Here is a 24409-nt window from a genome sequence, read left to right on the forward strand (position 1 = left end):
GAGCCTTCAAATGATTTATTCCGAAAGTATTGACAGATCATTGCAAACGATTGCAGGATGTGACGGACCGCACAGGAGCGCGGCTGACGACGATGTTAGGTGAAGCACGCATGAAGGGATCCATCACGGTCCGGGACGTGGCGAAGGCGCTGGGCGTCTCGCCGTCGACGGTGTCCAGGGCCCTGTCCTCCTCGGATCTGGTCAACCCCCGGACCCGCCAGCAGATCGTCGATAAGGCGCGGGAACTGGGATATATCCCCAACAATGCCGCCCGGGGCCTGGCCACCGGCCGAAAGGGGACGCTTGGCCTGGTGGTCCCGGATCTGGAAAACCCCTATTTCGCCTCGGTCACCAAGGGCGTGCAGGCCCGGGCCCTCGCCGCGGGCTATTCGGTCTTCGTGGCCGATTCCGATGAGGACAGCCGTCTGGAGCGGGAGCTGGTGAGCAAACTCAAGCCTCAGGTGGACGGTCTGATTCTGTGCTCCTCCCGGATGTCCGACGCGGACCTGGCGTCGCTGCTCGGCGGGATCCCCGTGCTGTTGATCAACCGGCGCCTGCACGGCCTGCCGGACATCACCGTCGACGATCAGGAGATTGTCCGCCAGGCGCTCGAACACCTCCACGCCCTGGGACACCGGAAGGTCGGCTACGCCGGCGGGCCCACCGGTTCCTGGTCGGACCAGCAGCGACGCCTCGGCATCGACCAGGCCGTCCCGGGTCTGCCCGGACTTGAAGTGATGCCGTTGGGCTCGTTCGCGCCGGTCTTTGGCGGCGGTCAGTCCGCGGCGGACCTCGCGGTAGCCGCCGGCCTCACGGCCGTTCTGGCCTACAACGACCTCATGGCGCTGGGCATCATCGCCCGGCTGCATGCCCGGGGCATCACCGTCCCGGACGAGATGAGTGTGGTCGGCATTGACGACATCAACGCCGCAACCCTCGTTTCCCCCGCTTTGACCACCGTCCGGGCACCCCTGCGCAAGGTTGGCAGCGCCGCCGTCGACCGGCTGGTTGACAGCCTGGATCCGCATTCGGCCCCCCGCGCCGCGGAATACCTTCCGATCGAAATCGTTGTCCGGCAGTCCACATCCGTAGTGCCCTCCGCCATCCGTGAGCATCCGTCCGGCAATGCTGCCGGGCGCAATGAAAGGAAATCCCATGCGAGCATCTAGAAGAGTCCAGTGGGCAGCAACCCTCGGCGTGGCCGGGCTGCTGGCCACCGGCTGCGGCGCCCCGGGCAGCGACAGCGCCTCCGCAGCGACGCTGTCCGCCGGAAGTGTGCCGGAGAAGCCCTCCAAAGCCGTAACCCTGAACATCCTCGATGTTGCAGGCAACAAGCAGCTGACCGGCGCCATCTTCGACCAGTTCGCCAAGGACCACCCGGACATCATTTCTGCGGTCACCTGGGAGACGGCCGGCGCCCCCGACATGGCCGGCAAGGTCAAAGCCCAACAGCAGGCCGGAAACCTCAAGATCGACCTCGTCCTGACCGGCACCGACGGGCTCGCCGCGGGCATCAGCGAGAGCCTCTTCGCCCCGGTCGCCAAGGACTACAAGGACCGCCTGGGCAACATGGCCAACTACCAGGAACCTGCCGCCGCGATGCAGAAGCTCGCCCAGGACCAGGCCGTCGCGTTGACCTACTACCCCTCCGGTCCGCTTCTGGAATACAACCCGGACAAGGTGCCCAACCCGCCGACCACGGCAGAGGAGCTCCTGAGCTGGGCCAAGGAGCACCCGGGCCGCTTCGGCTACGCCCGCCCGGCCAACTCCGGCCCCGGCCGCACCTTCCTTATGGGCCTGCCGTACATCCTCGGCGACTCCGACCCCAAGGACCCGGTGAACGGCTGGAGCAAGACCTGGGACTACCTCAAGCAGCTCAACCAGAGCGTCACCTCCTACCCCACCGGCACGGGCGTGACCATGAACAACCTGAAGAACGGCACCTGGGACATGGCGATCACGACCACGGGCTGGGACATCAACCCCCGCGCCCTGGGCCAGGTCCCGGAAAACTTCAAGACACAGGCACTCAAGGGCTTCACCTGGGTCACGGACGCGCAGTACGCCGCGGTACCCAAGGGCGTCTCCGCGGACAAGATGGCGGCAATCCTGCAGGTACTGCAGTACGCACTGACCCCGGAACAGCAGGCCAAGACGTTTGATACCGGCTACTTCTACCCGGGTCCGGCCATCAAGGACGTCGCGGTTGACCTTGCCCCGCAGGCCAGCAAGGACGTCATCGCGAAGTTCGGCCGCCCTGAATACGATGCGCTGATCAAGGACAACCCCAAGGCCACGCCCATCGACGCCGCCGCCCTGGTCAAGGCCTTCGACACCTGGGACACGCAGGTGGCCACCGGAAAGGTTGAGCAGAAGAAATGAGCATTCACGCCACGAGTTTTGAGACGCTCGAGCTTGAAAATGTGGCCCGTTCCTTCGGCGGCCAGAACGCGCTCCGAAACCTCAACCTCTCGATCCGCAGCGGGGAATTCATCGCCCTGCTGGGACCGTCCGGCTGCGGCAAGTCCACGGCGTTGAACTGCCTGGCCGGCCTGCTGCCGCTGACCGGCGGCCGCATCCTCATGGACGGCAAGCAGATCGACCAGCTCCCGCCCGAGAAACGCGGCTTCGGCATGGTTTTCCAGAACTACGCCCTCTTCCCGCACCTGAGCGTGGAGAAGAACATCGCGTTCGGCTTGGAGATGCGCAACGTTCCCAAGGCGGAAATCAAGAAGCGTGTGGCTGAGGCGATCGAACTGGTCCAGCTCGGGCCGCACGCAAGCAAGCTGCCGGGCCAGATGTCCGGCGGCCAGCAGCAGCGCGTGGCAATCGCCCGCGCCGTCGTGCTCCGCCCGCCGCTGGTGCTGATGGACGAGCCGCTCTCGAACCTGGACGCGAAGCTGCGCCTCGAGATGCGGACCGAGATCCGCCGCCTGCACCAGTCGCTTGGCCTCACCACGCTCTACGTCACGCACGACCAGGAAGAGGCGTTGTCGCTGGCCGACCGGCTGGTGGTTCTCCGCCTCGGCGAGGTGCAGCAGGTCGGCACGCCGCAGGAACTGCACGAGCACCCGGTCAACTGGCACGTCGCCGACTTCATGGGCTACCGCAACCTGCTGGAGGGCGTCGTGGAACGGGTCCACGGCAGTGCCGTGACCGTTTCGGTCCTTGGCACCACCGTCACCGGTTCGGCCAAGGAACCGCTCCGCGCCGGCGACGCCGTGAAGGTGGCGCTGCGCCCCGAAGACTTCGACATCGCCCCGGCAGGGACGGCCCCGGCAGGCCTTGCCAGCATTGACGCCACGGTGGAAGTGGTCGAGTACCAGGGCCGTGAGTTCGCTGTCGAGGCCCGTTCCGACGCCGGAAAGCCCCTGCATGTCCGGACGCCACGCCATGTGGAACCCGGCCAACGGGTCACCCTCACCGCGGCGCAGGAGCGCGTGCTGGTCTTCCCGGCGGAACTTTCGCCGACGGCGAGCCCGGCCCCCGAGCTTGAGGCGGCGGCGCTGTGACCCTCACCGGGCAGCGCCCGGCCCGGGTGGACCAGGAGCCGGGAAGCCGGCCCGCACTGTCCCACCGGCTGGCCGAGCGCGGCATCGACAAGCTTCTGCTCCTGCTGCTGCCCGCCCTGGTGTTCGCCCTGGTGCTGTTCGTTTACCCGTTTGTCTACGGTTTGGGACTGTCTTTCCAGCCGAAAACCGGCGGGGTGTTCGGCGCCTACGTGAAGTTCTTCACCGACCCGTCGGTCAGAGGCCTGGATTCGATCTGGGTAACCCTGCAGCTGGCACTCCCGGCGGCCCTGCTGAACGTCCTGGTCTCCGTTCCGATCGCGTACAAGATGCGCGGGAAGTTCCGGGGCAAGCGTGCCCTGACCACGGTGCTGGTCATCCCCATCACGCTCGGCACCGTCCTCACCGCCGAGGGCCTGCTGAACTTCTTCGGACAGCGCGGCTGGCTGAACCGCTTCCTTGGACTTCTCGGGTTCGAGCCGCTCCAGCTGGTCCAGAACTACTGGGGCGTGCTCTGGTCCCTGATCATCTCGGGGTTCCCGTTCGCCTTCCTGCTGATCCTGTCCTACCTCTCCGGCATCGATCCCTCGCTCGAGGCCGCCGCCCGGACCCTGGGCGCGGACTGGAAGCAGCGATTCCGCCGGATCACCCTGCCGCTGCTGGCACCGGGGCTGGCCATCACCTTCTGCCTGACCTTCGTCCTCGCCTTCAGCGTCTTCCCCTCGGCCATCCTCGTGGGCGATCCGTCCGGGTCCACCCGCGTCATCGCCTACGTGGCCTACAACGCCTGGGGCCAGCAGTTCGACTACCCGCTCGCGTCCGCAGCGGCCATCGTGATGGGCGCCGTCGAACTGGTCGTCATCGTCCTGGTGCTGATCTGGCGCTCCCGCATGTACAAAGGATCCACCGGAGGTAAAGGCTGATGAGCCTCACACTGAAACCAAAGGCCGGCGCCACGCCCGCCGCCGCCAAACGGCCGCTGGCGGCCTCCCCTGGAACGTTCCTGATCTGGGGAAGCATGGCCGTGTTCCTGCTGCTGCTGCTCGGCGTCGTCTCCTCGGTGGTCGTCAACTCCTTCGCCAAGGAATGGTTCGACACCTGGCTGCCGTCGGGCTACACGCCCGCCTGGTACGCCGATGCGTGGAAGGAATACGACCTCGGCCAGGTTATCGGCACAACGCTGACCGTCTCCATCGCCGTCGTCGGAATCTCCGTGCTGATCGGAGCTCCTGCCTCCTACGTGCTGGCCCGCCGCAGCTTCCCGGGCAAGAACATCCTGATGCTCGTGTTCCTGCTGCCGATCATGATGCCCCCGATCACCTACGGCATCCCGCTGGCCACGCTGCTGACGTACTACCACCTGGCACCGGGCCTGACCGGCGTGATCCTGGCCAACCTTGTCCCGTCCATCCCGTTCGTCATTCTGACCATGACGCCGTTCATTGAGCAGATCAACCCGTCGATCGAATCGGCGGCCCGGATGTGCGGCGCCAACATGCTGCGGCTGTTCACGAGGATCCTTGCGCCGCTGCTGGTACCGGGCATCCTCGCTGCCGCGGTCCTGGTGCTGGTCCGGACAGTGGGCATGTTCGAGCTGACCTTCCTGACCTCGGATTCCACCTCTGACACCCTCGTCGTGGCGCTTTTTACGGCGATGACCGGGGCCGGCATCCGCGCCCAGCAGTCCGTGGACGCGATGGCTGTGGTCTACATGCTCATGATGATGGTGCTGCTGGTGGTGGCCCTGAGGTTCGTCAACCCCACGCAGCTTGTCTCTCAGGTCCGCGAAGAGACGGACTGACCGCCGGGCTGCCACCCGCGCCGCCCTCCCCCGCCGGCTGAAAGGCCAACGATGTCTGCAACCATCATCACTGACCGCCTCTCGCTCGCCACCGTGGCGGAAGTGTCGGCACGCCCCGGCGTCGCCGGTCCGGCCGTGGACCCCCGCGCCCTCGGCACCGGCATGGTCCACTTCGGCGTCGGCGCTTTCCACCGCGCCCATCAGGCCGTTTACACCGAGGACGCCGCCACTGCCACCGGCGATACCCGGTGGGGAATCCTCGGCGTCACCGGACGTTCGGCGCGGGTTGCGGAACAGCTCGGCCCGCAGGACGGCCTCTACTCCGTGCTGACCAAGGCCCGGGACACCTCGTCGCTGCGGGTGGTGGGCTCGCTGCGCGGGGTCGCGTTCCCGGGGACCGGCTCCGAGGAGGTACTGCGGACGCTGGCGGCGGAGAACGTCCATCTGGCGTCCCTGACCATTACCGAAAAGGGCTACCCGCGAAAGCTCGGCGGCGGCCTGGATCTCGGCAACCCCGCCGTGGCGGCGGATGTCGCGGCCCTGAAAGCCGAAGTCGCCGGAAGGGGCTTCGCCGGGCCGGGCCGCACCCCGCTCGGCCTGCTGGCACGGGGCCTGGCCCGGCGCCACGCTTCCTCGGGCGCCCCGTTCGCCGTGATGTGCTGCGACAACCTGATGTCGAATGGCGGCGTCACCCGGGGCCTCGTGCTGGAACTGGCGGAGGCGGCAGGAGCGGAGAGACTGCTGGAATGGCTCGACGCCGCCGTCACCTTCCCGTCCACGATGGTGGACCGGATTGTCCCCGCGACAACCGAGGCCAACCGCCGGGAGGCCGAACAGTTGCTTGGCCGGCGGGACGAGGGCCTGGTGGTGGCGGAGCCGTTTGGCCAGTGGATCATCGAAGACAACTTCCCCGGACCGCGCCCGGCGTGGGAGCGCGCAGGAGCAGTAATCACCGGCGACGTCGGCCCCTTCGAACTCGCCAAACTGCGCATGCTCAATGCCACCCACTCCCTGCTGGCGTACCTCGGGGCACTTCGGGGGCACGCAACGATCGCCGACGCCGTCGCCGCGGCCGGACTCGTGGAAGAGGCACGGCGCCTGCAGCGTAACGACATCATTCCCACCCTGACGGCCCCGCCGGGCACGGATCTGGCGGCCTACGGCGAATCGATCCTGGACCGGTTCGCCAACCCGAACCTGGGGCACACCACCATCCAGGTCGCCATGGACGGGTCGCAGAAGCTGCCGGTCAGGATCCTCGGGACGGTCGCGGACCGGTTATCCGCCGGCGAAGTCCCCCTCTCCGGCGCCCTGCTGGTCGCGGCCTGGATGGTGTTCGTCTACCGCGGGCGGGATGCCAACGGCCGGTCACTGCCCCTGGATGATCCGATGGCGGAAGCGCTGCGGGCAGCCGCGGACGGCTCTGAGGCCGGACTCGCCGGCCGGCTCCTGGCGGTCAAGGAAATCTTCCCCGCGGAGCTCGCAGACCACCCGGAATTCCGCACGGCGGTGGCGGAGGCAGTCCGGAAGCTCCTCTCAGAGGTTCCGTAGGCCCGGGGCGCCACCCGGTGAACGGCCTTACGGGCCGATGAAGTCCGCGTTCGAGAGTGCGACCCCGAGGGTGACGACCACCAGCACCGTGATGGCAATAGCGACATAGCCCAGGACCAGGCCGGCGATCGCCATGCCCCGCCCGGACGGCTCCCGGCTCAGCGCCAGGTGCCCGAGGACGACGGCGGCCAACTGCGGGAGCAGGAAGAACCCGAAACCGAGGAAGGACGCGATGCCGCAGCACAGGCTCGCGATGCTCAGGACTCTCGGCGCTGCCGGCACCCCGTAGTAGTTCGGCTGGCCGTAGGCATCGGCGTACGGGCCCGGGCCGTAACCGCTGTAGGGCGGCTGGCCGAGGTGCGGTGCTGACGCCGGCATGGGAGGGAGACGCCCGTCGGAACCATACGGCGGGGTCCAGGGCGGCTGGTGGCCGCGCTGCGCCTCATCGTGTCTGGTCTGATCGGTCATGGTGTTCCCCTCTGGCGTGTGTACCTCCAGATTACCGCCGCGCCGTTTCGAGAGGGTGACCTGCGGCGTCACAGCGGCCCGATTCCCGCGAAACCATGTTGCCCCTGCCCCCGCGTCTGGCATGCTGGAGCCATGGCTAGCCGCGCGGGCACAGTTGCCCAACCCCAAGACCTTGTTGACCTCACTGCGCTCCTGGATGCGTACTACGACGTCGCGCCTGACCTGGGCGACCCCGGCCAGCGGGTGGCGTTCGGAACCTCGGGGCACCGGGGCTCGAGCCTCAAAGCCTCGTTCAACGAACCCCACATCCTCGCCATCACCCAGGCCATCGTGGAATACCGCGCGGGCCAGGGCATTACCGGTCCGCTGTACCTCGCGAAGGACACCCACGCCCTGAGTGAACCGGCGCAGAATTCGGCCCTCGAGGTCCTCGCGGCCAACGGCGTTCACGTCCTGATTGATGCCCGTCACGGTTACACCCCCACCCCTGCCCTGAGCCACGCCATCCTGACCCACAACAACAAAGCACCCTCCGGCGCGCCACAGGCCGACGGGATCGTGGTCACTCCCAGCCACAACCCGCCGGGCGACGGCGGCTTCAAGTACAACCCGCCGCACGGCGGCCCGGCCGACACCGACGCCACCGGCTGGATCGCCAACCGCGCCAACGAACTCCTCGAGAACGGCCTGCGCGGGGTCAAGCGGGTCCCGATTGCCGAGGCCCTGGCCGCCGGCACCACCGGGAAGTTCGACTTCCTCTCCAGCTACGTCGATGACCTGCCCTCCGTGCTGGACCTCAACGCCATCCGCGAGGCGGGGGTCCGCATCGGCGCCGACCCGATGGGCGGCGCATCCGTGGACTACTGGGGCGAAATCGGAGAGCGCCACCACCTCAACCTCACCGTCGTGAACCCGACCGTGGACCCGCAGTGGGCTTTTATGACGCTGGACTGGGACGAGAAAATCCGGATGGATTGCTCCTCGCCGTCGGCGATGGCCTCGCTGATCAACCGGATGTCTGTTGGTGCGGACGGGTCCGCAGCCTTCGACATCGCCACGGGCAACGACGCCGACGCCGACCGGCACGGGATCGTGACGCCGGACGGCGGCCTGATGAACCCTAACCACTACCTCGCGGTCGCCATCGACTACCTCTACCGGCACCGCACCGGCTGGAATCCGCAGTCCGTGATTGGCAAGACCCTGGTGTCCTCCTCGATCATCGACCGGGTGGCCGAGAGCCTGGGCCGGAAGCTCGTGGAGGTGCCGGTGGGCTTCAAGTGGTTCGTGCCCGGTCTGTTGTCCGGCGAGGGTGCCTTCGGCGGGGAGGAATCCGCCGGCGCCTCGTTCAATAAAATGGACGGCAGCGTCTGGACCACGGACAAGGACGGCATCCTGCTGGCCCTGCTGGCGTCCGAGATCACCGCGGTCACCGGCAAGTCCCCCTCGCAGTTGTACAAGGGCCTCACCGACCAGTTCGGCGACCCGGTCTACGCGCGCATCGACGCCGCCGCCACGCGGGAGCAGAAGGCGGCCCTGGGCAAGCTGTCGCCGTCGGACGTCACCGCGACGGAACTGGCCGGCGAGACCATCACGGCCAAGCTGACCGAGGCACCGGGCAACGGCGCCGCCATCGGTGGCCTCAAGGTGGTCACCGAGAACGCCTGGTTCGCGGCCCGCCCCTCCGGCACCGAGGACGTGTACAAGATCTACGCCGAATCGTTCAAGGGCGCGGAGCACCTCAAGCAAGTGCAGGCCGAGGCCAAGGCCTTGGTGGACGGGGTGATTTCCTAGGCTGTCTGTTCCTCGCGAAGGCTGGTGGCCAGCACCGACCGGTCCCGGCCGAGCGTTTTGGCGCGGTAGAGGGCGGCGTCGGCCGAGGCGATCAGCGCCTGCAGGTCCACCCGGCCGGGCCCGGTGGAGGCGATCCCGTAGCTCACGGTGGGGAGCCGGGCGGCGACGTTTGGCTGTGCTTCCTGCAGCCGGCGGCTGATCACGGCCGCCATCTGGCCGGCCCGCTCGGGGGTAAGGCCGGGCAAGAGCAGGATGAACTCCTCGCCGCCGTAGCGTCCCACGAGGTCGGTGGAGCGGACCGCTGAGGTGCATGCGGCGGCGAACGCCTGCAGCGCTTCGTCCCCGGCGGCGTGCCCGTACTGGTCGTTGACGGCCTTGAAGTGGTCCAGGTCCGCCAGGACAAGGGCCGCGGTGGTCCGCGCACCGCTGAGGCGGCGCAGTTCATTCTCCGCCAGGTCCACGAAGGCCGTGCGGTTGAGCAGCCCGGTGAGGCCGTCCACAGTGGCGCGCGCCCTCAGGTCACGGGTCAGTTGTTCGTTGCTTAGCTCCGCCATGGTGAAGGAAGCCAGCACCAGGATCATCGAGGTCAGGAGCGTCGTCACCACAGAGCCGAAGTAGGCAACAAACACCGGCCCCTCCGGACCGTCGATCAGAAAGGCTGTCAGCCGGCCGGCGTAGAACAGGGCCAGGAACGCTGAGCCGTAGGCGAGGGGGCGGTGCACACGGGAGTAGTCGACGTCGAGCAGGAAGAGCTCGCGGGAGGAGAGCCCCAGCATCAGCCCCATCATGCCCAGCAGGACAGCGCCGCCGGACCAGTTGTTGGTTGCCGGATGGTCCAATACCGCCACGACACCCGTCAGCGAAGGGGCCGCGAGCAGGGTCCAAAGCGGGGAGCTTCCGTTGCGCAGCGACCGGGCGCCCGCCCACATGGCGACGGCTCCCCCGACCAGCAACGTGTTGCCCAGCGGGTTCGCCCATGCCTGGTGCTCGGTGCCATCGAGGAGATAGGAGGCCGACCCGGTGAGGAAGAACAGCAGCGCTGAACACCACCACCCGCTGAAGGGCGAGCGGGTCCGCCGGTACGTGATGAAGTAGAACAGGCAGAGCAACGTCAAGGTCACGACTGCCAAACCGACGCGCAGTGTGGAGGTGTCAAGCATCATCCCGTGATTCCCCCAGCGCACGCCTTGTGACCCCGGTCTCCCCGGGTGTCTGACTCCGAATTTGACCCAAGTATTGCACCTCGGTGAACAAATGAAGAGGTTCATTCACGATTTGGTCCCCAAAGACGCAGAATCCGCCTCGTGGCGTGCCCGCCGTCGGGCGCCATGTCCACGAGCGCGATCCGGTCCAGCTCCAAATTCTCGCCCGCCCTGGGCGCCTTCCCGGCCCGGTGCGACACATGCGGGCGGAAACCGGCCCCGGTGTAACCGGGGGTGGCGACCCGTCCCGACAACGCCTCGACCACTCCCACAAGTGCCTCATGGAGGCCCTGGAGCGGGGCGCTGGCGTCGATCAGGCTGACCGGGACTGATCCGCCCCGGCCAAATCCGGCCTCTACGCCCACGGTGACGGTGCTGCCCAGCGCGGCCCGGACCGGCGCATCCATCAGCGCGGCCACGCGGCCGGCCAGCTCATCATCGACGACGTCGAACTTCACCAGCGTGATGTGCAGGGGCCACGCGTCGCGGGGGAATTCCATTCCCTCGGTGACCGGCTCCAGGAAAGCGACCACAATCAGGTTCCGCATGGGCATAGTCTGCCACTGCCCGCCGACCCGGTCGCCTGCCGCCGCCCTGCTGCCGGGTTAGACGGTGCGGACCACGTCTTCGTAGGCGAACTTGGGCTTCGGAGCGCCCCAGGCGTTCTCGGCGGCCTGGCCGATGTTGACCACCATAAAGCTCTTCTGGCTCCCGTCCGGGTAGAAGGCGGCATCGATCTTGCCGAAGTCGGCGCCTGTCATTGGCCCGGCCGAAAGTCCCAGCGAACGGACCGCCAGGATGAAGTACCCGGCCTGCAGGTGGGCGTTGTTGTTGCCCGTGGCCGCGGCAAGGTCCGGCGCCGCGTCGTACATGGCCTTGGGTGCGTTGAAGCCGGGGAGGAAGGTGTCCCACTGCTCGTGCCAGGCGGTGTCGGTGCTGAGGACCGCGACCAGCGGCGCGGACGCAGTCTTGGCGCGGTTCCCGGCGGACAGGGCGTCCACCAGGGTGGCCCGCGCCTCATCGGAGCGGACGTAGGTGACACGCAGCGGCTGCGAGTTGAACGCGGTGGGACCGAACTTGGTCAATTCGTAAATGGCGCGGGCCTGCTCGTCCGTGACCTCGCCGGTGAAGGCGTTGGCTGTGCGCGCCTGGGCAAAGATGGCGTCCACCGCTGCGGCGTCGATTACTGCTTCTTCATGGGCGATCGTCATTCTCGTCCCTTTCGCTGGGGGGGCGGCCCCGTCCGGGGGCTGCTGCTGTCCCTTGGTTCAACCGGGGCTCCGGCCGGCAGCTTCCCGGCGCGTGGCGTGAGCTCTCCCACAGCGGGCCGGCCGCGATTTACGTCCCTACGCCTGGGGATGGGCGTCATGCGAGGATGAGATCATGGCCCCCAGGCACCCGACGTCGGCGACGCTCTTCGATTCCGGCAGGATGTTTTACGGCAAGGCACCCCGAAGCATCTTCGCCGTCGTATACGTGATTCTCGCCGCGAGCTTCGCCGGGGCGCTCTTGTCCGGCGCCGGGAAGAAGGAGCCTACGGGACTTGGAGTGCTCGCCGCAGTCACTGCTCTTCTTGCTGTGTTCTCCTTCGGTTACTCCCGGATCCGGGTGACAGAGGACGAAGTCATCCTCACATGGCTACCCCTTTACCGGTCCCGCATCCCCCTCTCAGAGATCCGATCCGCTTCGGCGCAGGAGATTAGGGGCCTGCAGTACGGCTTCGGGCTTCGGCTCGGCACCTTCGGGCTTGCACTGATCCAGGACACCGGGCCGGCCGTCCGGCTCAAGGCAAGACACGGCTACGTCCTTAGTCTCGGGACCGAAGAACGACGCACCGAACTGCTTGCCGCCCTCTCCAGCGCGGGCGTGGCCACCAGCGAGGCCTAGTTTAGGCTTTCAGGACTCCACCGGCTGGATCGTCCGTGTGGTGCGCTGGACGTCGAGTTCCTCCGGGAACGTCTGCCAGTGCCGAAGCGGCGAGGCGATGACGGGCAGGGCCGAGGCCGCCGCAATGAGGGCCGCCCCCCATAGGACGGGGGCCTCGCCGGCGAGGAGTGCCAGGAAGCCTCCGGCGAGGCTGGCCACGGGCATGACCCCCAGGGTGACAAGGCGGTAGCTGGACATCGCCCGGCCCATGAGGTCCGCCGGGACCAGCCGGGCCACGATGCCGGACCCGGCCAGTCCGGTCAGCACCACGGAGTAGGACCAGCCGAAGCCGGAGAGTCCGACCCAGAACACCGCCGGCAGCGCCAGGGCGGGGGCCGCGGGAACCAGCAGCATGCAGCATGCCCCCGCCACGCTGGCGATGACCTTCGTCTTGCCGATTCCGAAGCGGCGGGTTACGCCGGTGGCCATCAGCGAGGCCAGAAGTCCGCCGGCTGCGGAGACGGCGCCCAAGGCCACGACCTGGTCCGCCGGTATCCGGAGGGTGTTGAGGACAAAGACGACTTTGGCGCCGGCGGCCCACATACCGGCCGCGTTGACCAGCGCCACCGAGCCCATCAGGGCCCGGACGATCGGGTGCCCCAGCGTAAAGACCAGCCCGTGGCGCGCCTCCGCCCAGAACCCCGTGGGGCCCGGGGTTCTGGGCGTCCGCACCTCCGGCAGCGCGCACGTCACCGCGGCGGAGAAGAGATAGGCCAGGCCCGAGATCGCCAGGACGGCGGGTGCTGCTGCGATTCTGATCAAAACACCGGTGACCCCGGGGGCGGCGACGGCGAGGCCGCTCTGGACGGCCTGCACCCTGGCGTAGCCGCGCGCGAGCTGGTCGCCCGCCAGCAGCGTCGGCATCACCGCCGAGTGCGCCGAGGTGAAGAAAACGTCGGCGACGCTGATGACGGCGGCGACGAGGAAGAGGTGCCAGAGCTGCAGGGCCCCCGCTGCGTAGGCAATGGGCACCGTCAGCACCGCGGCGGCCCGGACCAGGTTGGCACCGATCAGGACCGGTTTCCGGGGCCAGCGGTCCACCAGAACGCCCGCCGGCACGCCCAGAACCAGGAACGCCGCCAGGCCCAGGGCGTTGAGGATGCCCGCTTCAAAAGCCCCGGCGCTGAGGACGGCAACCGCCACAACCGGCAGCAGGGCGCGTGCGACGTCGTCGCCGATCCCATCGCCGATGCCCGCAATAAAGAGCCACCGGAACGGTCCCCGCAGCAGCGGCCCGGCAGGCGCAGCGCCGGAGCCCTGTTCTTTGCCGGCGGTGCCGCTATTCTGGGAGCCAGGCGATGTGCGAAAGGTCACACGTGAGGGTGTCAGGTGACACCTGACGTTGTCAACGGCGCCACGCAGCACGGGAGCACAAATGGTCGACGTCGATTCACCGCAGCGCTACTGCTCTTTCTGCGGCCTCCCCGGGGCACCTGACCGGCGGCTCGTCGCAGGGCCGGGCATCTCCATCTGTGAGGACTGCGTGGGCGCCGCCCGGGATCTTCTGGACGCCCCCGCCGAGGCTTCCGGGGAAGGCGTAGCTGGGGCCGCGCTTGGGCCCGCATGGCAAGAGCTGAGCGATGAGGCAATCCTGGCGCACTTGCCGGAGATTTCCCGCGTTGGCTCCCACGTCGAGGAGCAACTGAGGCACTGGGTGGGCGCTGCCAGGGACAGGGACATCAGCTGGTCCCGGATCGGGGGCGCCCTGGGCATCACCCGCCAAACCGCCTGGCAGCGTTTCAAGGAGGTCCCCTGAGCCTGGTGGGGCCGGCCGCGAATTTAGTTCATGGGAATCGGTGCAGCCCTCGTTGTTCGTCCGGCCGGCACGCCGGACGATTTCCCTCGGGTCCAGGCCGCCCACTTTGAACTGGTCTTGGCCTGTCCGTGGCACCCCTTATTGTCATAGGTCCCCGGCAGGATTGAGTCATGGGAATCGGTGCAGCTCTCATCGTTCGTCCGGCCGGCAGGCCGGACGGTGAGGGGCGCCGGGTTCCGCCGCTGGACAGCGTTCTCGGGCAGCTGCGCGGGTTCTGTGCGACGGCGGTCGGCGACGCCGCGCTGCTCGGTTTCGCGGAGGCGGCGGAGTTCGCCGGCCGGGTCGAGGAGATCACCCGGGCCGCGGAATACCTGCAGCTCGTCGCCGCCGGGGCGGTGCAGCGCACCCGCTTCGAGGCGGCGAACGACGGCGCCCCGGCCCTCGACGACGGCTACCGCAAAACCTCCGAGTTCCTCCGGGACCAGCTGCAGATCAGCGCCGTCGAGGCCCACCGCCGCCTCACCCTGGCGCAGGACCTGCTGCCCCGCACCGGGATGACCGGCCAGCCGCTGCCGCCGGTGCGCGAGGAACTCGCCGCGGCCGTCGCCGCCGGGGCCGTCCCGTCCCGGTCCGCGACCATCATCACCCACGCTTTGGACCGGGTCCGGCCCGTCTGCGATCCGGAGACCAGTGCCCGGATGGAACACGCCCTGACCCGCACCGCGGCCGAACACGACCCCGACTTCCTGACCCGGATCACGAAGCGCTGGGTGGACGCGATCGACCAGGACGGCGCCGAACCTTCCGAGGAAGTCCTCCGCCAGCTCCAGGGCGCGTTCATCCGCAAACCCTGCCACGGGCTGCAGCACCTGGAAATCTTCGCCACCACCGAACAGTTCGAACACCTTCTGACCGTGATGAACACCGCCACCAACCCCCGCACCGGCGGCGGTACGGCCGGCAACGAGGCCGCCGACGGTTTCGTGCCAAACCAACTGGACCGGCGGTCCCGGCCGCAGAAACACCTCGACGGCCTCGTCGGCGGCTGCAAGGTCGCCATGGCCTCCGGCGGACTCCCCGCCGCGGGCGGACTCCGGCCCCAGGTCATGGTCACCATCGACTACCGCGACCTGCTCGAACGCCTCACCCGGCTGACCGACACAGAGGAAGCTGCGACGTTGGACGGGACCGGGGACGCCGGAGGACCAGGCACCGGCCCCTTCGGGTTCACCGGCACGGGCACCATGGCGTTCACCGGTCCCGTCACCGCCGCGACCATCCGCAAAATCGCCTGCGACGCCGACATCATCCCCGTCCTGCTCGGCAGCGAAGGCCGGGTCCTGGACATCGGCCGCACCACCCGCGTCTTCCCGCCCCACATCCGCAAAGCCATCACCGCCCGCGACCAAGGCTGCACCTTCCCCGGCTGCACCATCCCCGCCCCCTGGTGCGAAGCCCACCACATCACCTACTGGTCCCGCGCCGGCACCACCAGCACCGACAACGGAACACTCCTGTGTTCACACCATCACCACCTGATCCACAAAGAACAATGGACCATCCAACCCCGCAACGGCATCCCCTGGTTCATCCCGCCACCCCACATCGACCCCCACCAAACACCCCGACGCAACCACTACTTCCGCTGCTGAGGCACACGGGAAGTTGGCCAAGAGCCGCCCCCGCGACGGCGCATCATGCGCCGAGCACAAACATCCCGTCAGGGCCCTCGGCCGCTCGTCGCGTGCCCGCGTTCGAGTAGACGCTGACCGACCAGGGTGATTCCTCGCTGAACGGGCCGAGGTGCCAGTCCGAAAAGCGGTGGGTCAGGGTGAGGCCGGAGCCGGCGGCCGCCACATCCTGCTGCGCAGGGCCGCCCTTGGCCTTCGTGGAAGTACCGATGATGAGGCCGCCACCCGGATTCAGGATCGAGGAGACCTGCTTGAAGATTTTCGGCAGAGCGTCATCAGTGAGGAAGGCAGGGACGTTCCCGGACATGAAGACGAAGTCAAAGGCGCCCGGAAGGCCCCGTGCAGGCAGTGCCGAGGCAGACACGGCACCGGCACTCATGTCCTGAAAACAGGCCGGGTCGAACAGCTCGCGGGCTACCGTCAGGACGTCGTCGGACGGATCAACGCCGTACGCCATATGGCCGCGGGCTCGAAGCGCGCCGACCGCCGACCCAATTCCACAGCCGAGATCCAGGATGTGGGCCCGCCGCGGACTCAGCATGTCAACGAATCTCGCGTCCACCTCGAGGTCTACGCCGGCGTCCATCAGGCCGCGCATCTTGGCGGCGTATGCGGCGTAGCCGGGTCCGGGTCCGGGTCCGGGTCCCGGATTCACGGCATCAGTCTGCCACGGCGCCGTCAAGATGCTCAGCCCGCCAGCGATACGGGGTCGTTGTGGACACCCGGACCAGGCCGTAGCGCTCCAGGATCGGCCGTGAATATTCGGTGGAGTCGCTGTGGATGAGCGTCTTGCCCAGCGACAGCGCCGCACGCGCCCGGGCTGCGGTGACCGCGCGGTAGATGCCCCGGCCGCGCCACTCCTCGCGCGTGGCCCCGCCCCAGATTCCGGCGAAGTCCGTGTCCGGCACCGGCTCCAGCCGGCCCGCGCTGACCACCACCTCATCATGTTCGGCCACCCACAGCTCCATCCCGTCGTCGCGGGCCATCCGGCGCAGGATCGCCTCGGCATTTCCGTCCGAAACAGGACTGCCAAACACCTCGTCCTGCATAGCGCTCATCGCCCGGATGTCCGGTTCCTCCGTCACGCGCCGCAGGCTCACGCCGGACGGCAGGGCCGCGTCGACGTCCAGCGCACCGGCGGCGCCGATCATCACGGACTCGGTTTCGTCCGGCTCAAAACCGTTCTCCAGCAGCGCTTCGTGCAACCCGGGCGCATGGTCGTGGCCGCGGGTCTTCCATTCAACGCGCACGATGTCCGGATCCGCACGGTAAAACGCCACGGCCACGGCCACCCACCGGGCGATCGTCTCCGCGCTGGCTCCGGCCAGGTCCTGATAGGTCACAAACCCGCGGCCGCCCGCGAAGGTCACGAGCCGCAGGGGGCCCAGCCGCTCGACGGCTGCCGCGCTGGGGGTCTCGGCGTCGGTGCGGAGCTGCTGGTCATACGCCGCAAGGAGTGTTGAAGTATCCATCCGGCCCACGGTACAGCGGCCGGCGGCCAGGTTGGCGTCGAAACCTGTCCCGTCCCGGGCGGGTAGTACGGTAAGCGGTAGCACGGCCAGCCTGGCCTGCCCGGGGGAGGTCAGATGGGTACAAAGCGTCGGCTGGGCGCAGCAGTCGGCGCCACCGGAGTTGCTGTTCTTCTTGTCAGGCTTCTGGTCAAGGTCAATGATGCCGCGCGCTATCCGGACAGTCTCAAGGTGCTGGCCGTCGTCGTGCTTCTTTTGGCGGTGGTCGTCCCCATGTGGCTGGCATGGCTGTTTCACAAAGCGAGAACGTTCAAGGCACAGCTGCAGCTGGCCCATCCAGGGGCGCTCGTGGTGGATACGTTCTGGACCGGACGGGAACTTGGACGGTTCCTCAAGAAAGGGCCGCTGTCACCAAAAGCGAAGGGGACCGGATACGTCCTTGCCCTGGTCGCGGACGCCCGCGGGATCCAGCTCGTTAGACCACGACGGCGGCCCGTCTACTTCGGACTCGTGCCGTGGGAGCAGGTGGTCTCAGTGAGAATGGAAACCCTGCGGAGGCCGCTGGAGCGCCGGCCCATGGTGATCATTGAAATTGACTCGTGGGGCACCCCATATGTCGCCGTTTTCCGACTGGTGCCTTCCGGGAGGCAGAACCGCGAAACAGGAATGGACCTCGCGGAGATGATCCTCGCAAAGAGACCCCGGGTTCCTTTGCCGGAGGACCGTGCATAGCCAGGATCTGGCTCCAAGAATGAATAAGCTGGCTTTCTGGTTGAGATCGCGGAGATATGAAGAGAATCGCGCAATTGCCGTGGATAGGGTGACTGGCATGGAACCAGTTCTGAACTTTGCACGGCGTTGGGGCGCCCCCGTGGCGGCCGTCATCTTTTTCTCCCTGTGGTGTGTGGCTGAGGCCGGGCGGATGGGAGGATCCTGGCTGACGTGGTCAGGGAACTGGCCGCTGGTGCTGATGACGTTGGCAGTCGCCACTGCCGCTTGGAAACCGCTGGTGTCCCTCGGGTTCACTGTGGCGCTCCTCGCCGGTCAGCTGAGCCTGGCATTGCCGGCAATGTACGCCAATCACTGGGCCATCTACCTGGGCTCCTTCATAGCCCTGGGCTTCACTCTCTGGACCGCACCGCCCCGGATGCGCTACGTCACGGCGGCCGCCAATCTGGTTTTTGTTGCCCTCATGACCTACCTCATGCTCTCCTGGCGGTACGGCGGTGGGGTCGGCTGGTTCCTGCCCATGTATTACGGCGACAGGCCCATGTTCCTGCGGTACGGCTGGCAACTCTTCGCGCTCCTCCTGCTGATCGCCGCGGCCTGCGCCGCCGCCGGACTTTTGCTGGCGCTTTACCAGGAACGCGGCAGCCTGTTTCGTGCCCGGGAACTGGACCGGAACAGCCTGCAGGAAGCTGAGATCGACCTGATCGTGGAGCAGGAACGAACGCGGATCGCCCGCGATCTTCACGATGTGCTCGCCCATTCCCTGGCGGTCATCGCCGCGCAGGCTGACGGCACCCGGTACCTGAGCAAGGACCAGCCCAAAGCCGTCCTCAACGCCTTGGACACCATTGCCCGGTCGGCGCGCAGCGCCCTCGTGGACGCCCAGCGCGTCATCGAGGGGGTCCGCGATGACGGCCTGGTGACGCCCCAGCCGCGGCTGAGCGACATTCCCGCTCTTATCGAAAGCATGCAGCGGGGCAGCCTGAAAATCCACCCCAGCGAATCCGGGGCACCCGTGGACCTCTCCACGGGACAGCAGGTGGCGGTGTTCCGCATCGTGCAGGAATGCCTGACCAACGCGCTCAAACACGGCGGCCGCGGCACCGACGTCCGGCTCCACTTCGACTGGAGCGGGCCCGGCCTGACCCTGCATGTGGCCTCGGAAATAGCCCCCGACGGCCTGGAACACGCTGCGGATACGGCCGTGCCCCGGACCGGGCGCGGGCTTCCCGGTATGCGCGAACGCGCCCACCTTGCCGGCGGATGGCTGACCGCCGGCCCGGATGGCGAAAGCTTCCGGGTGACGGTCTTCATCCCCTACGGAACCCGGGATCTGAGGGCATCTGAAGAGGCCGCCGGCGCGGAGCCCGGAGACACCGTCAGCGCCGCGCCCGGGGCCGAACCTGAGCTGGTGCTGCCCTCAGGGGGCCTGGCCCTTCCGGCGGAGGCCACCGCGAAAGCGGACCATCATGGCTGATACCGGGGCGCGCATCTCTGTGGCCCTGGTGGACGACCAGCCCTTGTTCCGCGCCGGGATCCGCATGCTCATTGAGAGCCAGGAGGACATGGAGCTTTGCGGCGAGGCCGACGACGGACAGCAGGCAGTTGCGCTGGCAGCCGAACTTCGCCCCGACGTGTTGCTGATGGATCTTCGCATGCCGGTGATGAACGGCATCGAGGCAACCAGGCGCATTGTTCAGCACGCTGCGGCCGGCGGCACCGACAAGCCGAAAATCATAGCGTTGACCACCTTCAACCGAGACCAGGCCGTGGTCGAGGCTGTGCAGGCCGGCGCAAGCGGTTACCTGCTCAAGAGCGCCGAACCCGAGTTCCTCCTAGCGGCCATCCGCACCGTCCACTCCGGGTATTCGGTCATCGCACCGGGATCCATCCACTCCCTCTTTGAACATGCCGCCCGCAATGCGCCAGCTCCGGGCCCGGACCTATCCATCCTCAATGTCCTGTCCGTGCGGGAACGGGACGTGTTCCTGCTCGCGGCCAAAGGACTCAGTAACGGGGAAATGGCGGAGAGCCTGTTCGTCTCCGAAGCGACCATCAAGACGCACCTGCGCAGCGTCCTGGACAAGTTGGAGCTCCGCACCCGGCTGCAGTTAATCGCCTTCGCCCACGAGCGCCGCCTCCTGGGTGCCTGAAACGCCTACGTCCACGGCGCCGGCCGCGGCCCTCCGGTGCGGCCGGCGCGGTAAAGTGGCACCCGGAAGATTCCTTCCCGGTCCCGCCACACATTCTTGAAAGGCTCGCTGCAATGAGCATGCTCGGCACCAAATGGAAGATCCACGGAAACGGCAGGTCCATCCGCCCCGGCGAGGTTGTCCGGCCCGATGAGCGCCTCGCGTGGCCCCTGACGATCGGCGTCGGCATGCAGCACGTCGTCGCCATGTTCGGCGCCACCTTCCTGGTCCCGATCATCACGGGCATGCCCCCGGCCACCACCCTGTTCTTCTCCGGCATCGGCACCCTGCTGTTCCTCGTCATCACACAGGGCCGGGTGCCCAGCTACCTCGGGTCCTCCTTCGCCTTCATCGCCCCGATCATGGCCTCGCAGCAGCAGTACGGCATCCCGGGTGCGCTCGGCGGCGTGGTGCTGGCCGGCGTCGGACTGGCCATTATCGGCGCGGTCGTGCAGAAGTTCGGCGCCGGGTGGATCAACCGCCTGATGCCCCCGATCGTCACCGGCGCCATCGTGGGCCTGATCGGCCTCAACCTCGCCCCGGCAGCCAAGAACAACTTCGACGCCGCCCCGATCACCGCCCTGATCACCCTCGCCGTGATCATCGTCGTCAGCGTCTTCTTCCGCGGCATCCTGGGCCGGCTGAGCATCCTGGTGGGCGTGGTGGTGGGCTATCTCGTCGCCATGATCCGCGGCGAGGTCAACTTCGCCAAGGTCGACGCCGCCGCCTGGGTCGGGCTCCCGCACTTCCAGACCCCCGAATTCCACCTCGGCGTCGTCGGCCTGTTTGTGCCGGTGGTGCTGGTGCTGGTGGCGGAGAACATCGGCCACGTGAAGTCAGTGTCCGCCATGACCGGGCAGAACCTCGACGGCGTCTCCGGACGCGCGCTGATGGCCGACGGCGCCGCCACGGTGCTGGCCGGCCTGGGCGGCGGCTCGGGCACCACCACCTATGCCGAGAACATCGGCGTTATGGCCGCCACCAAGGTCTATTCGACGGCGGCCTACTGGGTGGCGGGCGTCTTCGCCGTGGTGCTGAGCTTCTCGCCGAAGTTCGGTGAGCTGATCGCCACGGTTCCGGCCGGCGTGCTCGGCGGTGCCGCCACCATGTTGTACGGCATGATCGGCGTCCTGGGCGTGAAGATCTGGGTGCAGAACAAGGTGAACTTCTCGAACCCGATCAACCTCACCACTGCCGCTGTGGCGCTGATCGTCGGTATCGCCGATTACACCTGGACTATCGGCGACCTGAAGTTCACCGGCATCGCGCTGGGTTCGGCGGCCGCCCTGGTGATTTACCACGGCATGAAGGCCATCGCCAAGGCCCGCGGCACCGTGGCCGAACCGGAAACCGAAGACGCCGCGCCGGTCGCGGCCGTCAAGGCAGCCGTCAACGCCGCCGCGAAGCGCGCCCCGAAGAAGCGCCGCTAACAAGCCGGACCACCGCACAAAAGAAGGCCGGCACCCTCCCACCTTCGGGTGGCAGGGTGCCGGCCTTCGACGTGTCCGCGGCGGTCTAGCCGGCGTCGAACGACTCCGTGTCTTCGCTGTCGCGGTCCTTCGGAGCCTTCTCCTCCGGCAGGTCGGTGCCGCTGCCGTCCGGGATGCCGGCCGCGTCCTGGCCGGATTCCGAGGAGAACGGCCGGCCCGGCTCGGGTTCCTCCGTGTTGGCCGCGTCCATCTCGGCGTCCGCGGACGGCACCGCGCCGCCGCTCTCAGCGCTCGACTTGCTGCCCGGTTCGAATCCGGCTTCGCTGCTCTGGTTCTCGGCGCTCATCTGCTCCTCCGTTCCTCCGAAGCGTCCGGCTCCGGGTTCTCCTGCACTGTCCTGGTCTTCAGCGCCAAACTGGCTCAGATCCGGGGCGCCGGCCGGGTACGTCTCGCCGTCCGGGCTGTCCTGGTTGAGGCCCGCGGCATCGAAGGCTTCCTCCTCGCGCGGCTGGGCGAAGGTCTTCGCGTCGCCGCCGGGGAGTTCCTGCTCCGCGGTGGGCGTTCCGTAGCCGCCTGCTTCTTCCTCCACGGGGTTTCCGTGCTGGTTTTCCTGAGTCATGTCGTTCCTCCTGCTTCGCATTTGGTCGTTCGAATCTGGATGGTCGGATCGGAAAGCGTGCCTGTCAGAGGCCCTTGCCGCCGGTCACGGGCAGCACGGCGCCGGAGATGTAGGAGCCGTGGTCGGACGCCAGCAATACGTAGGCCGCGGCGAGTTCCGCCGGCTGGCCGGCCCTCCCCAGCGGCGTGTCCTGGCCGAAGCTGGGGAGCTTGTCCGGCCATTCGGTGGCCGGAATCAGCGGCGTCCAGATGGGGCCGGGCGCTACTGCGTTGACCCGGATGCCCTTGGGCCCGAGCTCCTGCGCCAGAGCCTTGGTGAAAGCCACCTGCGCCGCCTTGGTCATGGCATAGTCGATGAGTTCCGGCGAGGGGTTGAACGCCTGAATTGACGCCGTCGTGATGATCGACGCGCCGGCCGTCAAATGCGGCACGGCGGCGCGGGCCGTCCAGATCAGGGAGTACAGGTTGGTCTTGAAGACCCGGTCAAACTCCTCGGTGGGCAGCGACTCGAAACTGTCCCGGTTTTTCTGATAGGCCGCGTTCAGGACCAGGACGTCGAGCCGTCCGAGCTCGGCCAAGGTGTCTTTTACGATCCCGGACGCGAATTCCTCACTCCGCCCGTCGCCCGGGAGCAGGACCGCTTTCCGCCCTGCCTTCCGGATCCAGGCGGCGGTATCCTGCGCGTCCTCCTCTTCTTCGGGGAGGTAGGAGATGGCGACGTCGGCCCCTTCACGGGCGAACGCGATGGCCACCGCTTTACCGATGCCGGAGTCCCCGCCGGTGATGAGCGCGGCCTTGCCTTCGAGGGCGTTGCTGCCCTCGTAACTGTGCTCGCCGTGATCCGGCGTGGGTTTCATGGGCGCCGTCAGCCCGGGCTGTTCCTGGACCTGCTCGGGGAAGGGCCCGGCGTGGTAGCCGCCCCGGGGGTCTTTCGGCTGGTCCTGCTGCTTAGAGTTGCTCAATAGTCCACCTACCCGAATGTGTCGGTTTTCCTGTTTCTCCACCGTACCCGAAAATCGTCAGTAAGCTTAGTACCAATCTGGATGTGAGTCAGGAGCGCAGATGCCAGACGCTGAGGAAGCCCGCGGGGGCCGCCGCGATGAATCCTTCGACGAGAAGATGGACCGAAACTGGGCGGAGCTGCTGCAGGAGCTCCGGGTGCTCCAGACCGGCGTCCAGATCCTGGCCGGCTTCCTGCTGACCCTTCCGTTCCAGACCCGCTTCGAGACCCTGGACGGATTCCAGCTGACGCTCTACCTCACCAATGTCGTGCTGGCCGCCCTGACCACTGCCCTGATCCTGCTGCCGGTCAGCGCGCACCGCCGGCTCTTCCGCAAGGGGCTCAAGGACACGCTTGTGGCCAGCGCCGACCGCATCGCAAAAGTGGCACTGGCCGGCGTCGCACTCCTGAGTGTGGGAACCTCGGCCCTGGTCTTTGACGTGGCGGCGGGACGGGCCGCCGGGCTTACCGCAGGTGGCGCGCTGCTCGCCGTACTGTTGGCGTTGCTGGTCCTGATTCCCAACCGCCTCCGCCGTCAGGCCGGGCGGGAGTAGGTCATGGCCGATACAGACGTTCAGAGGATTTCATTAGAGTCAGGAGCAACAATGCGCAAGTGGGCCAAAGAACACGGACTACTGCTGGCCAACCTCGGGCTCTTTCTGGTCTTCTTCGGCGGCATGGTGGTCAGCGGCGCCGCCGACTACAGCGAAGACCAGGTCTCCCACGGCCAGTCCGCCGTCGGAATCGTCGAGTACCTGGGCACCGGCGCCTTCCTAGAGGCGACCTTTGAAAACTGGGAGTCGGAGTTCCTGCAGATGGGCATGTACGTCATCCTGACGGTGTTCCTGTTCCAAAAGGGGTCCTCCGAGTCCAAACCAATGGGGAAGAAAGCCCCGCAGGATGAGGATCCGCGGCACGCCACGATCAAGGCGGCGACGCCGTGGCCGGTGCGCCGCGGCGGGTGGGTACTCAAGCTGTACGAGCACTCCCTCTCGATCATGTTCGCGCTGCTTTTCCTGATGTCCGTCGTGCTTCACGCGGTCGGCGGCAGCGAGGAGTACAGCCAGGAGCAGCAGGCCCACGGCCAGCCCGCCGTGAGCGTGCTGGGCTATCTCGCCACGAGCCGGTTCTGGTTCGAGTCATTCCAAAACTGGCAGAGCGAGTTTCTCGCCGTCGCGGTGCTGGTGGGCGCCTCCGTGTACCTGCGCGAGAGAGGCTCGCCGGAGTCCAAGCCCGTGGCCGAGCCGCACTACGAAACCGGCACCTGATCCGG

At 67.5% G+C, this 24409-nt stretch carries 25 protein-coding genes; 16 read left to right on the top strand and 9 right to left on the bottom strand.

Annotation, left to right across the window (positions count from 1 at the left end; translation table 11 throughout):
- The first annotated feature begins 110 nt into the window (after positions 1-110).
- From E7Y32_RS04870 to E7Y32_RS04895, 6 genes are read left to right on the top strand one after another with little or no spacing between them, the layout of a single operon-like run.
- On the top strand, positions 111-1169 hold the full coding sequence (locus E7Y32_RS04870) for a LacI family DNA-binding transcriptional regulator (RefSeq protein WP_146336137.1): 1059 nt from the start codon (positions 111-113) through the stop codon (positions 1167-1169).
- A complete protein-coding gene (locus E7Y32_RS04875) occupies positions 1156-2382 on the top strand; it encodes an extracellular solute-binding protein (RefSeq protein ID WP_146336138.1) in 1227 nt (408 codons plus the stop codon). Before E7Y32_RS04870 ends, E7Y32_RS04875 begins: the two co-directional genes overlap by 14 nt.
- The gene (locus E7Y32_RS04880) at positions 2379-3512 is read left to right on the top strand and encodes an ABC transporter ATP-binding protein (protein ID WP_146336139.1); all 1134 of its coding nucleotides are present in this window, start codon (positions 2379-2381) and stop codon (positions 3510-3512) included. The genes E7Y32_RS04875 and E7Y32_RS04880 overlap by 4 nt, the downstream gene beginning before the upstream one ends.
- Positions 3509-4432, top strand: coding sequence for an ABC transporter permease (locus tag E7Y32_RS04885; protein WP_261382538.1), 924 nt, complete (start codon positions 3509-3511; stop codon positions 4430-4432). The genes E7Y32_RS04880 and E7Y32_RS04885 overlap by 4 nt, the downstream gene beginning before the upstream one ends.
- Positions 4432-5310 carry an ABC transporter permease gene (locus E7Y32_RS04890; RefSeq protein ID WP_146336140.1) on the top strand — a complete coding sequence of 293 codons (879 nt, stop codon included), beginning with the start codon at positions 4432-4434 and terminating at the stop codon, positions 5308-5310. Before E7Y32_RS04885 ends, E7Y32_RS04890 begins: the two co-directional genes overlap by 1 nt.
- A gap of 51 nt (positions 5311-5361) precedes the next feature.
- Positions 5362-6861, top strand: a complete 1500-nt coding sequence (locus tag E7Y32_RS04895; RefSeq protein ID WP_146336141.1) for a mannitol dehydrogenase family protein — start codon at positions 5362-5364, stop codon at positions 6859-6861.
- A 27-nt stretch (positions 6862-6888) separates the two neighbouring features.
- On the opposite strand, the gene E7Y32_RS04900 is transcribed toward E7Y32_RS04895, so the two are convergent.
- A complete protein-coding gene (locus tag E7Y32_RS04900) occupies positions 6889-7329 on the bottom strand; it encodes a DUF4190 domain-containing protein (protein WP_146336142.1) in 441 nt (146 codons plus the stop codon).
- 132 nt (positions 7330-7461) lie between these two features.
- Here E7Y32_RS04900 and pgm point away from each other — a divergent pair, with 132 nt between their 5' ends.
- Positions 7462-9123, top strand: a complete 1662-nt coding sequence (gene pgm / locus E7Y32_RS04905) for a phosphoglucomutase (alpha-D-glucose-1,6-bisphosphate-dependent) (RefSeq protein WP_146336143.1) — start codon at positions 7462-7464, stop codon at positions 9121-9123.
- Here the strand turns inward: pgm and E7Y32_RS04910 are convergent.
- The 3 genes from E7Y32_RS04910 to E7Y32_RS04920 form a co-directional block, all read right to left on the bottom strand.
- Positions 9120-10286 (bottom strand): GGDEF domain-containing protein, encoded by a 1167-nt coding sequence (locus tag E7Y32_RS04910; protein WP_146336144.1) that lies wholly within the window; start codon positions 10284-10286, stop codon positions 9120-9122. The genes pgm and E7Y32_RS04910 overlap by 4 nt on opposite strands.
- Before the next feature lie 101 nt (positions 10287-10387).
- On the bottom strand, positions 10388-10873 hold the full coding sequence (locus tag E7Y32_RS04915; protein WP_146336145.1) for a 2'-5' RNA ligase family protein: 486 nt from the start codon (positions 10871-10873) through the stop codon (positions 10388-10390).
- Positions 10874-10930: 57 nt separating this feature from the next.
- Positions 10931-11536: a malonic semialdehyde reductase gene (locus E7Y32_RS04920; protein ID WP_146336146.1), complete on the bottom strand. Its 606-nt coding sequence runs from the start codon at positions 11534-11536 to the stop codon at positions 10931-10933.
- A 172-nt stretch (positions 11537-11708) separates the two neighbouring features.
- Between E7Y32_RS04920 and E7Y32_RS04925 the strand changes: the two genes are divergently transcribed.
- Positions 11709-12212 carry a hypothetical protein gene (locus E7Y32_RS04925; protein WP_146336147.1) on the top strand — a complete coding sequence of 168 codons (504 nt, stop codon included), beginning with the start codon at positions 11709-11711 and terminating at the stop codon, positions 12210-12212.
- A gap of 9 nt (positions 12213-12221) precedes the next feature.
- Here the strand turns inward: E7Y32_RS04925 and E7Y32_RS04930 are convergent, their stop codons facing one another.
- Positions 12222-13565 (bottom strand): MFS transporter, encoded by a 1344-nt coding sequence (locus E7Y32_RS04930; protein ID WP_186467044.1) that lies wholly within the window; start codon positions 13563-13565, stop codon positions 12222-12224.
- Positions 13566-13626: 61 nt separating this feature from the next.
- Between E7Y32_RS04930 and E7Y32_RS04935 the strand changes: the two genes are divergently transcribed.
- Together E7Y32_RS04935 and E7Y32_RS04940 are read left to right on the top strand one after the other, a co-directional pair.
- The gene (locus tag E7Y32_RS04935; protein ID WP_146336149.1) at positions 13627-14007 is read left to right on the top strand and encodes a ClpX C4-type zinc finger protein; all 381 of its coding nucleotides are present in this window, start codon (positions 13627-13629) and stop codon (positions 14005-14007) included.
- Between the two features lie 170 nt (positions 14008-14177).
- Positions 14178-15659, top strand: a complete 1482-nt coding sequence (locus E7Y32_RS04940; protein ID WP_146336150.1) for an HNH endonuclease signature motif containing protein — start codon at positions 14178-14180, stop codon at positions 15657-15659.
- A 43-nt stretch (positions 15660-15702) separates the two neighbouring features.
- Here the strand turns inward: E7Y32_RS04940 and E7Y32_RS04945 are convergent, their stop codons facing one another.
- Entirely contained in the window at positions 15703-16353 is a 651-nt protein-coding gene (locus E7Y32_RS04945) for a bifunctional 2-polyprenyl-6-hydroxyphenol methylase/3-demethylubiquinol 3-O-methyltransferase UbiG (RefSeq protein ID WP_261382539.1), read from the bottom strand.
- 4 nt (positions 16354-16357) lie between these two features.
- The gene (locus tag E7Y32_RS04950; RefSeq protein ID WP_146336151.1) at positions 16358-17170 is read right to left on the bottom strand and encodes a GNAT family N-acetyltransferase; all 813 of its coding nucleotides are present in this window, start codon (positions 17168-17170) and stop codon (positions 16358-16360) included.
- Positions 17171-17284: 114 nt separating this feature from the next.
- On the opposite strand from E7Y32_RS04950, the gene E7Y32_RS04955 reads away from it, so the two are divergent.
- The 4 genes from E7Y32_RS04955 (at position 17285) to E7Y32_RS04970 (ending at position 21518) form a co-directional block, all read left to right on the top strand.
- Complete coding sequence (locus E7Y32_RS04955; RefSeq protein ID WP_146336152.1) at positions 17285-17899, top strand: hypothetical protein; 615 nt, start codon at positions 17285-17287, stop codon at positions 17897-17899.
- Positions 17900-18137: 238 nt separating this feature from the next.
- A complete protein-coding gene (locus tag E7Y32_RS04960; protein ID WP_261382540.1) occupies positions 18138-19373 on the top strand; it encodes a sensor histidine kinase in 1236 nt (411 codons plus the stop codon).
- Positions 19366-20049, top strand: a complete 684-nt coding sequence (locus E7Y32_RS04965) for a response regulator transcription factor (protein ID WP_146336154.1) — start codon at positions 19366-19368, stop codon at positions 20047-20049. The genes E7Y32_RS04960 and E7Y32_RS04965 overlap by 8 nt, the downstream gene beginning before the upstream one ends.
- 113 nt (positions 20050-20162) lie before the next feature.
- Complete coding sequence (locus E7Y32_RS04970) at positions 20163-21518, top strand: uracil-xanthine permease family protein (RefSeq protein WP_146336155.1); 1356 nt, start codon at positions 20163-20165, stop codon at positions 21516-21518.
- 85 nt (positions 21519-21603) lie between these two features.
- Here the strand turns inward: E7Y32_RS04970 and E7Y32_RS04975 are convergent, their stop codons facing one another.
- On the bottom strand, positions 21604-22137 hold the full coding sequence (locus E7Y32_RS04975; protein WP_146336156.1) for a hypothetical protein: 534 nt from the start codon (positions 22135-22137) through the stop codon (positions 21604-21606).
- A gap of 64 nt (positions 22138-22201) precedes the next feature.
- A complete protein-coding gene (locus E7Y32_RS04980; protein ID WP_186467045.1) occupies positions 22202-23098 on the bottom strand; it encodes an SDR family oxidoreductase in 897 nt (298 codons plus the stop codon).
- Between the two features lie 100 nt (positions 23099-23198).
- Here E7Y32_RS04980 and E7Y32_RS04985 point away from each other — a divergent pair, with 100 nt between their 5' ends.
- Both E7Y32_RS04985 and E7Y32_RS04990 read left to right on the top strand, forming a co-directional pair.
- The gene (locus E7Y32_RS04985) at positions 23199-23690 is read left to right on the top strand and encodes a DUF6328 family protein (protein WP_146336157.1); all 492 of its coding nucleotides are present in this window, start codon (positions 23199-23201) and stop codon (positions 23688-23690) included.
- A gap of 51 nt (positions 23691-23741) precedes the next feature.
- Positions 23742-24404, top strand: a complete 663-nt coding sequence (locus E7Y32_RS04990) for a DUF6766 family protein (protein WP_146336158.1) — start codon at positions 23742-23744, stop codon at positions 24402-24404.
- Positions 24405-24409: the final 5 nt, after the last annotated feature.

The sequence above is a fragment of the Arthrobacter sp. UKPF54-2 genome, from assembly GCF_007858535.1.
GTDB lineage: Bacteria > Actinomycetota > Actinomycetes > Actinomycetales > Micrococcaceae > Arthrobacter.